The organism is Micromonospora sp. NPDC049047 (assembly GCF_040649135.1).
Lineage (GTDB): Bacteria > Actinomycetota > Actinomycetes > Mycobacteriales > Micromonosporaceae > Micromonospora.
In genome coordinates this window covers 48,184-60,254 of sequence record NZ_JBEZEY010000011.1, presented here as the reverse complement: position 1 = coordinate 60,254, position 12,071 = coordinate 48,184, and the positions used below count along the sequence as shown (strand labels likewise).

Here is a 12,071-nt window from a genome sequence, read left to right as displayed (position 1 = left end):
CGATCGGGCGGGGGCGTCCGCGCGTCCCGGGACCCCGTTCCCTCCGGCGCAACTCGTCGGTAGGCTGCACATCCATGCCAGCCCCGGCCACCTCTGACGCCCGGCGTCAACCACCGCTGCTGACCGTGCTCTTCTGGGCGGGCGTCGCGCTCGCCCCGGTGGCGGCGCTGATCCTGCTGGTCGCCGACGGCAACGGCCCGCTGCGCTTCGCCGCGGTGCTCGCCATCGTCGCGGTGGTGCTGATCGGCCTCTCCATCGCACTGCGACCGGACGGCGAGGGTGCGCGAGCCGACGAGCTGCTCGACGAGATCGAGGAGCTGCGCCGGGAGCTGCGTACCGAGATCTCGACCGCCACCCAGCGCGGCAGCCAGGCGCTCGACCAGGCACACCGGGCCCAGGAGGGGATCGCCGCGATCCGCCGCCGGCTGGACGCCAGCGGTGCCGCTCTCGCCGGTACTGCCCCCGTCGCTGCCGCCGCCCCCGTCGCGGAACCGCCGGGCCCCGGCCGGGCACGAGTGCCGAGCGTCGAGCCGCCGGTGGACAACACGCCGGTAGCCCGGAGTCGCGTCCAGGCGCCGGGGGACGCACCGCCGGGCCGGGCCCGAGTGTCCGGCCCGGATGACGCGTCCCGGCGGGGCCGGGCTCCGCACCCGCACGACGACGAACCCGCCTACCCGCGGGAGCCCGCCGAGCCGCGGGCGACCGCGCGAACGTACGGCGCCGCGCGCCCGGCCGACGCCGTGTACGGCTCAGCCCGTCCTCGGGAACACGACCGCCCCGAGCCGGCACACCGGCCGGTCGGCGTCGTCCGGCACACCGAAACCGTGCACGTCACCACCCGGCACACGGTGGTGGACGGCGGGCCGGCCGAGCCGACCGGGCGCTACGAGGGCGAATACCCGGGCCGGTGGACCCCACCGGCGCAGGAGTGGACCCGAGGCGGCGGCGCGGATGAGCGTGCCCGCTCGGCCGGCCGGCCGAGCGGTGAGCCCGCGCAGCGGCCCCGGGCCGGGTACGACGACGACCGACGCCCCGACGACGACCGGTCCCGCCCCGGCGAGCGCGCGTGGGGGCCGCAGCCGCCGACCGCTGGGGAGCCCGAGTGGAGCGGCGGGCGGCAGGCGTCGGGTCGGCGTGCCGACCGGCACGGCGCCGACGGGGCCGAGCCGGGCTGGACGGGCCGCCACGACGAGCCGGAGTGGACCGATCCGCGCGACACGTACGCCCAACCCGACGAGCCTGACCCGGCCGCCAGGTCGCACCACGCGCCGGAGCGGCCACCGTCGGGCTCCTGGGACAGCCCGGACGACAGCGGTTGGTCGGCACAGCGCGCTCCGGCGGGTCCGACCGCTCCCCAGCCCGGGCCGGCCCTGCGGGCCGACGACACGGGCGAGTACTGGTCCCAGCTGCGGGCCGGTGACCGGTGGGCAACTGTCCGCGACGACGAGAACGGCACTGAGCTGCGGGTCGGCGAACGCCGGGCCGAGGTGCGCGCCGACGCCACCGGCACCGAGTACCGGGTGGCCGACCGCTGGGCCGAGGTCCGCCATGAGGAACCCCGCCAGCACGAGCAACCGCACCGCTACGAGGAACCGCGCCGCTACGAGGAACCGCGCCAGCATGACGGGCCGCGCCAGCGCGAGGCGCCGCAGCGCTACGGGGAGCCACGTCGGCAGCCGGAGCGTGAGTCGTACCACCGGGGCGAGCCGGCGGACCTGCCGGCGCTGCCGGCGGGCGGTGTTCCGGTGCCGGACGAGTGGCGCCCACCGCGTCCGCGCGGTCACCAGGCCGAACCCGTGCCGGAGCGGACCGGTCGGCGCCGGGTCGACGAGCGCTACGGCTACCCACCGCAGGACGACGTACCGCGTGCCGGTGGCACCCCGCCCGGCGACCGTTGGCGCTGAGCGGTCAGGCCGTCCGGCTCACTTGTCGATGTCGCCGACCACGAAGAACATCGAACCGAGGATCGCGATCAGATCCGGCACCAGGCAGCCGGGCAGCAGGGTGGCCAGCGCCTGCACGTTCGCGTAGGACGCGGTCCGCAACTTCAACCGCCACGGCGTCTTCTCCCCCCGGGACACCAGGTAGTAGCCGTTGATGCCGAGCGGGTTCTCGGTCCAGGCGTACGTGTGCCCCTCGGGTGCCTTGAGCACCTTCGGCAGCCGGGTGTTGACCGGGCCGGTCAGCTGGTCCACCCGGTCCAGGCACTGCTCGGCGAGGTCGAGCGATGCGTACACCTGGTCGAGCAGCACCTCGAAGCGGGCATGGCAGTCCCCGGCGGTGCGGGTGACGACCGGCACGTCCAGCTCGTCGTAGGCCAGATAGGGGTCGTCGCGGCGCAGGTCCAGGTCGAGCCCGGAGGCGCGGGCCACCGGCCCGGACGCGCCGAACGCGGCGGCGTCGGCGGCGGTGAGCACACCGACGCCCACGGTGCGGGCCAGGAAGATGTCGTTGCGGCGGATCAGGTGGTCCAGGTCGGGCAGCCGTCGGCGTACCTCGCCGATCGCCGCGCGGGCGCGGCCGGTCCACCCGTACGGCACCTCCTCCTTGAGGCCACCCACCCGGTTGAACATGTAGTGGATCCGGCCGCCGGAGACCTCCTCCATCACCGCCTGGATGGTCTCCCGTTCCCGGAAGGCGTAGAAGATCGGCGTGATCGCCCCGATCTCCAACGGGTACGAGCCGAGGAACATCAGGTGGTTCAGCACCCGGTTCAGCTCCGCCAGGGCCATCCGCAGCCAGGTGGCCCGCTCCGGCACCTCCATGCCCATCAGGCGTTCCACAGCGAGCACCACACCCAGCTCGTTGGAGAACGCCGAGAGCCAGTCGTGCCGGTTGGCCAACACGATGATCTGCCGGTAGTCGCGCACCTCGAACAGCTTCTCCGCGCCCCGGTGCATGTAACCGACGATCGGTTCGCAGGAGACCACCCGCTCACCGTCGAGCACCAGCTTCAGCCGCAGCACACCGTGCGTCGAGGGGTGCTGCGGGCCGATGTTCAGCACCATGTCGGTGCCGAGCTGCTGGTCGCCGGTGCCGGCGACCAGGCCGGCCCCGGTGCCGACGGTCAGTTCACGGAGGTCCCCGGCGTCGGTGGTCATGCCCGTCATCGTGCCACGGCCGGCTCGTGCACGATGCCGACCGGTTGGCGCAGCCACAGGTGCCCGCCGAGCCCGGCCGGGTCGGTCAGCTCGGCCACCGCCGACGCGGCGGCAAGCGCCCGCACGTACCCCGCCGGGTCGGTGCCGGCCAGGCTCAGCGGCGGTCGGCCGCCGTCGGCCCCGAGCGCCCGCAGCGCCTCCCGCTGCGAGACCAGGGAGTACGCACACCGGGCGACCTGTGCACCAGCGGAGGCGACCGAGTCCATGGCCACGTGCGCTGTGACATCACTCGACCCGTCCGGCACCGGAGGCACCTGCCGCCCACCCCGGTAACCGGTCAACGTCCCGTCCACCGGTCGACCCTCTCTCAGGTGCCCGTAGTCGACCGCCACCGCGAGCCCGCGTTCCATCTTTCGGACCGCGCTCGCCCAGGCGTCGTCGCGCGTTCGGCCGATCTCGGCTCGTGGGTGGTCACTGCTGGGGGTTGCCCGGAAACCCGACTCGCTTCCGCTTGTCGCGTCGGTCGAGGTCAGATCAGGGTCCGCGTGGGACGAGCTCGCGGGAGGGGGCCACCAGGTCGTCAGCCAGTCGAGGTCGTCGGGGCTGATTGGCTCACCGACCGTCTCCGCGCCGCTCTCGGGGTCGACGAGCACGTATCGCCAGCCGTCGGCGGTGTGCACCGCCACGTCGAGTGGGACGTTGTCCAACCACTCGCTAGCGATCAACAGTCCGGTGATCCCCTCGGGAATCTCAGCTGTCCAGTTGATCTCTTCGGGCAGGTTCTCGGGGCGCTCGGCGTACTCCACAGCTGTGAAGCGAACCCGTTCCGCAAGCGACTGACGAACGGTGACCGACGACGGCTCCCCGCCCAACGGACGGACGGAGGCCGTGGAAGTCGGGGTTTCCGGGGAGCCCGCCCACGCAGGGATCAAGCCTGACCGCCCGGAGTGGGTGGGCTCCCCGGAAACCCCCACCACGCCCCCGGCGAGCGCCCGCAGCAACTCCCCCCGCCCAGCCCCCACGTCGACCACGTCGAGCCGTGCCGGTTGCCCCAGAGCGGCGTCGACCTGCGTGAGCAGGCGCAGCAGAGCGGTGGCGAAGGCCGGGGACGCGTGCACGCTGGTCCGGAAGTGGGCGGCCGGCCCGCCGCCGGCCACGAAGAAGCCGCCCGGTCCGTAGAGGGCGTGGCCCATCGCGTCCCGCCACCGGATCGACATCGTCCTCCTCAGGGTCGGCATGGGTAGCCGTGCCGACCCTACGGTCCCCGCCGGGCGGCTTCCTGCCTCAGGCCCGGAAGTAGTGCCCGTCGTCCAGGTCGGCGATCAGGCCGGGGTGGGTGGGGGTCCAGCCCAGCAGTTCACGGGTGATGGCGGACGAGGTGGGGTTGTCCAGTTGGGCGAACTGCCCGAGAAAGCCGAAGTAGTCGTTCGCCTCGGCGGGGCTGATGCTACGGACCGGGAGGTCGAGGTTGCGGCCGACGGCAGTGGCGATCTCCCGGAAGGGGACTCCTTCGTCGGCGGCTCCGTGCAGGCGCGCACCGGCCGGGGCCTGCTCCAGGGCGAGCCGGTAGAGCTGGGCCGCGTCGAGCGTGTGCACGGCCGGCCACCGGTTGGCGCCCTCACCGACGTACGCGGCGTAGCCGTTGCGCCGGGCCGCCGCGATGATGACGGTGATGAAGCCGTTGTGGTCGAGTGAGCTGTGCACTGTGGGCGCGAGCCGGACGACGGAGCCGCGCACCCCGCGCGAGCCGAGGCCGGCCACGAAGTTCTCCGCGTCGATCCGGTAGCCGCCGCCGTCGAAGATGTCGCGTTCGGTGCCGGGACGGCCGACGACGCCGCCCATCACGAGCATGGCGGTGCCACCCGTGCCGACCAGGGGCTTGCCGGAGCCGGCCAGACCGTCGGCGAGCGCGGCGAGGGCGTCCAGGTCGGCCGAGGCGGCGCCGGCCAGGTCGCCGCTGACCATGAGGTCGTGCCGGAACGCCAGGTGGATCACCCCGTCGGCGGCGGCCGCCTCTTCCCGGAGCACGTCGAGGTCGGTCAGCTCGCCGCGGTGTGCCTGAGCGCCGAGCTTCTCGATCGCGGCGGCGGAGGTGTCGGAGCGGGCCAGGCCGACGACGTCGTGTCCGGCGGCGAGCAGTGCCGGCACGACCGCGGAGCCTAGGTGGCCGGAGGCACCTGTGACGAATACGCGCATTGTGTTCCTTCCGAGGAAGTGATGTCATCCTGCGACATGACCGTAGCTCGCCATGTCGCAAGATGACATGGACCGGCCGGAAATAATGTCGCCGTGTGACATCGGATACCATCGGCGGATGGCCCGCTGGCAACCGGACGCACGCGGCCGCCTGACGGCGGCCGCCTTCGAGCTGTTCCAGGAGCGCGGCTTCGAACAGACAACCGTCGCCGACGTCGCCGCCCGGGCCGGCCTCGACAAGCGCACCTTCTACCGGCTCTTCGGCGACAAGCGGGAGGTGCTCTTCAGCGGCAGCGAACAGCTGGAGGAGATCCTGGTCAAGGTGGTGACCGAGACGGGCGGGGCCCCCTTCGAGGCGGTCGTGGCCGGCTTCCGTCAGGTGGCTGTGGACGTCTTCGCCGACCGCCTCGAATTCGTCCGGATGCGCCAATCCATCATCGAGAGCAGCCCCGAGCTGCAGGAGCGCGAGCTACGCAAGACGGGCTCGCTGGTGGCCGCGGTCACCGCCGCCCTGCGGGCCAAGGGCCTCGGCGCGAGCGCTGCCACGCTGGCCACCGAGTCCGGCGCCACGGTCTTCCGGGTCGCGTACGCGCGCTGGCTAGCACCCGACAGCGACGCCTCACTCGCCGACCTGATCACCGAGGTGGCCGCCGAACTCCGCGCGATCACGTCGGCCCCGGGGTCCACGCCCTGACCGTGGTAAGCGCCGCACCCCTCCGTCGGTGGTGAACGTTTTCACACATGCTTGTCCTGGTTCGACGGGCCGGGCGCATACTTGCGATCGACCGGTACCCCTTCTCGAGGACTGGATCGTTGTCATGAGCGCACCGCTGCGCCCGCGTCCGGCCGACCAACCCCGGTCCGCCGCGCCCGGCCTCCCCGCCACCTCCCGCCCGCTCACCGTCGGCGTCCTCGGCGCCGGTCGGGTCGGTGCCGTCCTGGGCGCCGCACTCGTCGCCGCCGGGCACCGCGTGGTCGCCGTCACCGGCGACTCCGGGGCCAGCCGGGCCCGCCTCGCCCTCCTGCTGCCCGAGGTGCCCCGCCGCCCGGCCACCGCCGTCGCCCAGGCCGCCGCGGACCTGTTGCTGATCGCTGTGCCGGACGACGCGTTGGCCGGTGTGGTGGCCGACCTCGCCGACCGGCAGGCACTTCGCCCCGGCCAAGTGGTCGCCCACACCTCCGGCGCGCACGGCCTGAGCGTGCTGACGCCGGCCGCCGCCGTCGGTGCCCGCCCGCTCGCCCTGCACCCCGCGATGACCTTCACCGGTACGCCGGACGACCTGCCCCGGTTGGCAGGTATCTCGTACGGGGTGACCGCCCCGGCGGAGCTACGTGCGCTGGCCGCCCGGCTGGTCACCGACCTGGGTGGTGTGCCCGAGTGGGTGGACGAGTCGGCGCGTCCGCTGTACCACGCCGCGCTGGCCCACGGCGCGAACCACCTGGTGACCCTGGTGAACGAGGCGACCGACCGGCTACGTGACGCCGGGGTGACCCGGCCGGAGAAGGTGCTCGCCCCACTGCTGCGGGCCGCCCTGGAAAATGCGCTGCGGCTCGGTGACGACGCGTTGACCGGCCCGGTCTCCCGGGGTGACGCGGGCACCGTCCAGCGGCACCTGGCCCGGCTGGCCGACACCGCACCGGAATCCGTCCCCGCCTATCTCGCGTTGGCACGGCGTACCGCCGACCGGGCGATCGCCGCCGGTCGGCTGCGGCCGGTGGACGCGCAGTCGTTGCTCGGCGTACTCGCCGACACCGCCCGGGAGGTGGCCGCATGACACAACTCGTACACTCGCGCGCCGAGCTGGCCGAGGCCCGGGCCGGGCTGAAGGGCACCGTCGGGGTGGTGATGACGATGGGCGCCCTGCACTCCGGGCACGAGACGTTGCTGCGCGCGGCCCGGGAACAGGCCGACCACGTGCTGGTGACCATCTTCGTGAACCCGTTGCAGTTCGGGCCGAACGAGGACTTCGACCGCTACCCGCGCACCCTCGACGCCGACCTGGAGGTGTGCCGGCGGGCGGGCGCGGATCTCGTCTTCGCCCCGTCGGTGGCGGACATGTATCCGGACGGCCAGCCCCGGGTACGCCTCGACCCGGGCCCGCTCGGCGCGGAGTTGGAGGGCGCGAGCCGCCCCGGCTTCTTCCACGGGGTGCTCACCGTGGTGCTGAAGTTGCTCCAGCTCACCCGGCCGGACCTGACGTTCTTCGGCGAGAAGGACTACCAGCAGCTCACCCTGGTCCGGCGGATGACCCGGGACCTGGACGTCCCGGTCGACGTGATCGGCGTGCCGACCGTCCGGGAGCCGGACGGATTGGCGCTGTCCAGTCGCAACCGCTACCTGAGCGAGTCGGAGCGGGCCGCGGCGCTGAGTCTGTCCGCCGCGTTGCGGGCCGGCGCGCGGGCCGCCGCGGACGGTCTGGACGCGGGCGCGGTGCTGACCGCCGCGCACGCCGCTTTCGGTGCCGGTACGCCGGGCGCCCGCCTCGACTACCTGGTGCTCACCGACCCCGAGTTGGAACCGGGGCCGGTCACCGGGCCGGCGCGGCTGGTGATCGCCGCGTGGGTGGGCGCCACCCGCTTGATCGACAACGCGGCGATCCACCTCGCTCCCGCCCCGGACCGGGTCGCACCACCCGCCACCTCTTTGTGAAAGGCCACCCCGATGCTGCGGACCATGCTCAAGTCGAAGATCCACCGGGCCACGGTGACCCAGGCCGACCTGCACTACGTCGGTTCGGTGACGGTGGACGAGGACCTGCTCGACGCCGCCGACCTGCTCCCCGGCGAGCAGGTGGCGATCGTGGACATCACCAACGGTGCACGACTGGAGACGTACGTGATTCCCGGCGTACGGGGCAGCGGCGTGATCGGCATCAACGGTGCCGCCGCGCACCTGGTGCACCCCGGTGACCTGGTGATCCTGATCTCGTACGCGCAGATGGACAACGCCGAGGCCCGGTCGTACCAGCCGCGGGTGGTGCACGTGGACGCCGACAACCGGGTGATCGAGTTGGGCGCCGACCCGGCATCGGTGGCACCCGGCATGGTCGGTGACCCGGTGCCCAGCCCGCTGGCCATGTCCGGAGTCTGATCCCGCACGACGTGCTTCCGGTCTGTTACCGGAAGGTCATTCCCGGTTACCCTTGGCGCGCTGGCGGAAGCCGGTAGGTGGCTGGGGGAGGCCGCTATGCGCAGTGCCAGGACTACCGTGTTCGCCGCTGTCGTGACGGCGGTGCTGCTGGTGGGCTGCGCCGGGTCGGGCGGCCTGGACGGTGACCTGACCGACGACTGGGCGGCGCTGCCGCAGCCGACGGCGTTCACGCCGGCCGCCGGGGTCTGTCAGGCCGCCGACTTCACCGATGTGGTCACCCTTGCCGCCTACGAGCCGGTGGACTGCGCCGGCCCACACCGGCTGGAAACCGTGCATGTGGGGACGTTCCCGGCCGAGCGGCCGAGCGCGCCGGCGGGCGGCTCGGCGGAGTTGCGGGGCGCGTTCACCGAGTGCGACACCCGGGCGACCGGGTACGTGGGCGACGACTGGCGCGCCGGCCGGCTACGACTGTCGGTGGCGTTGCCCTCCGGGCCGGGCTGGGCGGCCGGTTCCCGGTGGTTCCGGTGTGACCTCACCGAGCTGACCACTGTCGAGGCCGCCGCCACAGTGGTGGTCCGCTCGGGCAGCCTGCGGGACGCGTTGAAGGGTGCGACCGGGCTGCGGCTCGGTTGCCAGCAGACCCGCACCGCGGCCGGCGCGGGCGTGCAGACACTGGTTCCGGTGCCGTGCGCCACACGGCACGACGCCGAGTTCGTCGGGGTGTGGCGCGCGCCGGAGATGGCGTACCCGACCCGGGACGCCGACTGGGCCCCGCTCTACACCGGCTGCCGCAGCGCCCTCGGCCGCTATGTGGGGGTGCCGGACGACGTCCACCTGCGCTTTCGCAGTGGGTTGGTGGTCCGCCCGCCGGGTGCGGGGCGGTGGCGGGTCGGTGATCGGGGGGTCCGCTGCTATCTGTGGCTGAGCGACCGTACGGTGACCGCCTCGCTGAAGGGCACCGGCCCGGCCGGTCTGCCGGTCCGGACGAAGTGACAACGGGCTGACGGCCGGCGCGGCGCCGGACGGGGTAGCCCAAAACACTCGTCCCGCCCCCGCCGCCCCGAGCGAGGACGGTTCGGGTTGACTGGGGGGATGGACCTTCCGACCGTCGACCTGCCGGCCCTGCCCGCGTTGCTGGCCGCGCCCGCGCCCGGCTGGGTGGAGACCACCGACGTGATCGTTGTGGGTTCCGGGGTGGCCGGGTTGACCGCGGCGCTGCACCTGCGGGAGGCAGGCCTGCACGTCACGGTGGTAACCAAGGTCAACATCGATGACGGCTCGACGCGGTGGGCGCAGGGCGGCATCGCCGCCGTGCTCGACCCGACGGACACCCCGGCGGCCCATGCCCGGGACACCGAGATCGCGGGGGTCGGGCTCTGCGACCCGGCGGCGGTCCGGGTGCTTGTCGAGGAGGGCCCGACCCGGCTGCGGGAGCTGATGCGCATCGGCGCCGAGTTCGATCGCCATCCGGACGGCTCGTTGATGCTGACCCGGGAGGGTGGGCACCGGGCGGACCGGATCGTGCACGCCGGTGGTGACGCCACCGGCGCGGAGGTGCAGCGGGCCCTGCACGCGGCGGTGCAGCGCGACCCGTGGATCCGGCTTGTCGAACACGCCCTGGTGTTGGACCTGCTGCGCGCGCCGGGCGACGGCCCGGACGGGCTCGGCCCGGCCTGCGGGATCACCCTGCACGTGCTCGGCGAGGGCAGCGAGGACGGCGTCGGCGCACTGCTGGCCCGGGCGGTGGTGCTTGCCACCGGCGGGATGGGGCAGATCTTCGCGGCCACCACCAACCCGGCGGTCTCGACCGGCGACGGGGTGGCGCTGGCGATGCGGGCCGGCGCGGCGGTGACCGACGTGGAGTTCGTCCAGTTCCACCCGACCGCGCTGATCACCCCGCCCGGCGCGGGAGTGCCGGGCGCCGGGCACGCGCAGCAGCCGCTGGTCTCCGAGGCGCTGCGCGGGGAGGGCGCGTACCTGGTGGACGCCGACGGCAAGCGGTTCATGGTGGGCCAGCACGAGTTGGCCGAGTTGGCACCTCGGGACGTGGTGGCCAAGGGCATCCACCGGGTGTTGCTGGCCACCGGCGCGGACCACGTCTTCCTCGACGCGCGGCACCTGGGCGGGGACTTCCTGGCCGGTCGGTTCCCCACCATCGTGGCGTCCTGCCTGGCGATCGGTGTGGACCCGGCGAACGAGCTGATCCCGGTGGCGCCGGCCGCCCACTACGCCTCCGGTGGGGTCCGCACCGATCTGCGCGGTCGCACCTCGATTCCCGGCCTGTACGCCTGCGGCGAGGTGGCCTGTACGGGGGTGCACGGCGCGAACCGGCTGGCCAGCAACTCGCTGCTTGAAGGGCTGGTCTTCTCCCGGCGGATCGCCGAGGACATCGCCGTCGGGCTGCCCGAGCAGATCCAGCCGGCGGACACCGGGGCCTGGCGCGGGGGCGCGGGCTGGGTGCTGCCCGCCGAGGCGACGCCGACCCTGCAACGGGCGATGACCCGGGGAGCCGGGGTGCTCCGGTCGGCGGCGACGCTCGCCGGGACGGCCGGCACGCTGCGGGAGTTGGGCGCTGCCCGGGGGCGGCCCCGCACGTCCGACTGGGAGGCGACGAATCTGCTCACCGTGGCGTCGACGCTTGTCGCCGCCGCGTACGCGCGTGGCGAGACCCGGGGCTGCCACTGGCGGGAGGACTTCCCGACGGCCGACGAGCGGTGGCTGGGCCACCTCGTCGGGTCGATCGGGGCGGCGGGCCGGGTGGACCAACAGTGGGAGGGAAACTCATGACCGGGTCGACAGAGGTGGCGTTGCGGGCGGCCGGGTTGGACCCGACGCAGGTGCGGCAGGTGATCGAAACCGCGCTGGTCGAGGATCTGGGGCCCGATTTCCTGGACGTCACGAGTGTGGCCACCATCCCGGCGGAGCAGACCGACACCGCCGACCTGGTGGCCCGCGCGGATGGTGTGCTGGCCGGGTTGGCCGTGGCCGCGGCCGTGTTCGAGTTGGTGGGCGAGGTGACCGGCTTCGGTCGTACCGTCGAGGTGTCGGTGGTGGCCCGCGACGGTGCGCGGGTGGCCCGCGGCGACGTGCTGGCGACGGTGACCGGCCCGACCCGGCTGTTGTTGACGGCCGAGCGGACGGCGCTGAACCTGCTCTGCCGGATGTCCGGGGTGGCCACCCACACCCGGGCCTGGGCGGACGCGCTGGCCGGCACGAAGGCGATGGTGCTTGACACCCGGAAGACGACGCCGGGCCTGCGGGCGCTTGAGAAGTACGCGGTGCGGGCCGGCGGGGGCACCAACAAGCGGATGGGCCTTTACGACGTGGCCATGATCAAGGACAACCACAAGCTCGCGGCCGGCGGCATCACTGCGGCGTACCGGCGGGTCCGGGCGGCGTTCCCGGAGGTGCCGGTGCAGGTCGAGGTGACCACCGTCGACGAGGCGGTCGAGGCGGTGGAGGCCGGTGCGGACTTCCTGCTCTGCGACAACATGACGCCGGAGGTGTTGGCCGAGGCGGTGGCCGCCGTGGGTGACCGGGCCGAGTTGGAGGCCACCGGGGGCCTGACCCTGGAGGTGGCGGGCCGGTATGCGGCCACCGGCGTCGACTTCCTCTCGGTGGGGGCGTTGACGCACTCGTCGCCGATCCTGGACATCGCGCTCGACCTGCGGACCGGGTAGCGG

Annotated in this window: 11 protein-coding genes; 8 read left to right on the top strand and 3 right to left on the bottom strand. The window is 73.6% G+C overall.

Annotated features, from left to right (window positions below; all coding sequences use genetic code 11):
* The first annotated feature begins 74 nt into the window (after positions 1–74).
* Positions 75–1,904 carry a hypothetical protein gene (locus AB0B86_RS19045; protein ID WP_357418800.1) on the top strand — a complete coding sequence of 610 codons (1,830 nt, stop codon included), beginning with the start codon at positions 75–77 and terminating at the stop codon, positions 1,902–1,904.
* Positions 1,905–1,922: 18 nt separating this feature from the next.
* Here the strand turns inward: AB0B86_RS19045 and AB0B86_RS19040 are convergent, their stop codons facing one another.
* The 3 genes from AB0B86_RS19040 to AB0B86_RS19030 form a co-directional block, all read right to left on the bottom strand.
* Positions 1,923–3,110 (bottom strand): NADH-quinone oxidoreductase subunit D, encoded by a 1,188-nt coding sequence (locus AB0B86_RS19040; RefSeq protein WP_357404043.1) that lies wholly within the window; start codon positions 3,108–3,110, stop codon positions 1,923–1,925.
* Entirely contained in the window at positions 3,107–4,318 is a 1,212-nt protein-coding gene (locus tag AB0B86_RS19035; protein WP_357404044.1) for an SAM-dependent methyltransferase, read from the bottom strand. Before AB0B86_RS19035 ends, AB0B86_RS19040 begins: the two co-directional genes overlap by 4 nt.
* Before the next feature lie 67 nt (positions 4,319–4,385).
* Positions 4,386–5,297, bottom strand: coding sequence for an SDR family oxidoreductase (locus AB0B86_RS19030; protein ID WP_357404046.1), 912 nt, complete (start codon positions 5,295–5,297; stop codon positions 4,386–4,388).
* 118 nt (positions 5,298–5,415) lie between these two features.
* Here AB0B86_RS19030 and AB0B86_RS19025 point away from each other — a divergent pair, with 118 nt between their 5' ends.
* The 7 genes from AB0B86_RS19025 to nadC all read left to right on the top strand — a co-directional run bounded on the left by AB0B86_RS19025 (position 5,416) and on the right by nadC (position 12,068).
* The gene (locus tag AB0B86_RS19025) at positions 5,416–5,991 is read left to right on the top strand and encodes a TetR family transcriptional regulator (RefSeq protein ID WP_357404048.1); all 576 of its coding nucleotides are present in this window, start codon (positions 5,416–5,418) and stop codon (positions 5,989–5,991) included.
* 124 nt (positions 5,992–6,115) lie between these two features.
* A complete protein-coding gene (locus AB0B86_RS19020; RefSeq protein ID WP_357404050.1) occupies positions 6,116–7,072 on the top strand; it encodes a Rossmann-like and DUF2520 domain-containing protein in 957 nt (318 codons plus the stop codon).
* Complete coding sequence (gene panC, locus AB0B86_RS19015; protein ID WP_357404052.1) at positions 7,069–7,947, top strand: pantoate--beta-alanine ligase; 879 nt, start codon at positions 7,069–7,071, stop codon at positions 7,945–7,947. Before AB0B86_RS19020 ends, panC begins: the two co-directional genes overlap by 4 nt.
* A 12-nt stretch (positions 7,948–7,959) precedes the next feature.
* Complete coding sequence (gene panD, locus AB0B86_RS19010; protein ID WP_357404054.1) at positions 7,960–8,388, top strand: aspartate 1-decarboxylase; 429 nt, start codon at positions 7,960–7,962, stop codon at positions 8,386–8,388.
* 96 nt (positions 8,389–8,484) lie between these two features.
* Complete coding sequence (locus AB0B86_RS19005) at positions 8,485–9,381, top strand: septum formation family protein (RefSeq protein WP_357404056.1); 897 nt, start codon at positions 8,485–8,487, stop codon at positions 9,379–9,381.
* A 99-nt stretch (positions 9,382–9,480) separates the two neighbouring features.
* On the top strand, positions 9,481–11,175 hold the full coding sequence (locus tag AB0B86_RS19000) for an L-aspartate oxidase (protein ID WP_357404058.1): 1,695 nt from the start codon (positions 9,481–9,483) through the stop codon (positions 11,173–11,175).
* Positions 11,172–12,068 (top strand): carboxylating nicotinate-nucleotide diphosphorylase, encoded by an 897-nt coding sequence (gene nadC, locus AB0B86_RS18995; protein ID WP_357404060.1) that lies wholly within the window; start codon positions 11,172–11,174, stop codon positions 12,066–12,068. The genes AB0B86_RS19000 and nadC overlap by 4 nt, the downstream gene beginning before the upstream one ends.
* The last annotated feature ends 3 nt before the right edge of the window (positions 12,069–12,071 follow it).

Excerpts from the sequence above, each read along its gene's own strand:
- AB0B86_RS19045 (WP_357418800.1), top strand. The coding sequence starts at position 75 with ATGCCAGCCCCGGCCACCTCTGACGCCCGGCGTCAACCACCGCTGCTG.
- AB0B86_RS19040 (WP_357404043.1), bottom strand. The coding sequence starts at position 3,110 with ATGACGGGCATGACCACCGACGCCGGGGACCTCCGTGAACTGACCGTC.
- AB0B86_RS19035 (WP_357404044.1), bottom strand. The coding sequence starts at position 4,318 with ATGTCGATCCGGTGGCGGGACGCGATGGGCCACGCCCTCTACGGACCG.
- AB0B86_RS19030 (WP_357404046.1), bottom strand. The coding sequence starts at position 5,297 with ATGCGCGTATTCGTCACAGGTGCCTCCGGCCACCTAGGCTCCGCGGTC.
- AB0B86_RS19025 (WP_357404048.1), top strand. The coding sequence starts at position 5,416 with ATGGCCCGCTGGCAACCGGACGCACGCGGCCGCCTGACGGCGGCCGCC.
- AB0B86_RS19020 (WP_357404050.1), top strand. The coding sequence starts at position 6,116 with ATGAGCGCACCGCTGCGCCCGCGTCCGGCCGACCAACCCCGGTCCGCC.
- panC (WP_357404052.1), top strand. The coding sequence starts at position 7,069 with ATGACACAACTCGTACACTCGCGCGCCGAGCTGGCCGAGGCCCGGGCC.
- panD (WP_357404054.1), top strand. The coding sequence starts at position 7,960 with ATGCTGCGGACCATGCTCAAGTCGAAGATCCACCGGGCCACGGTGACC.
- AB0B86_RS19005 (WP_357404056.1), top strand. The coding sequence starts at position 8,485 with ATGCGCAGTGCCAGGACTACCGTGTTCGCCGCTGTCGTGACGGCGGTG.
- AB0B86_RS19000 (WP_357404058.1), top strand. The coding sequence starts at position 9,481 with ATGGACCTTCCGACCGTCGACCTGCCGGCCCTGCCCGCGTTGCTGGCC.
- nadC (WP_357404060.1), top strand. The coding sequence starts at position 11,172 with ATGACCGGGTCGACAGAGGTGGCGTTGCGGGCGGCCGGGTTGGACCCG.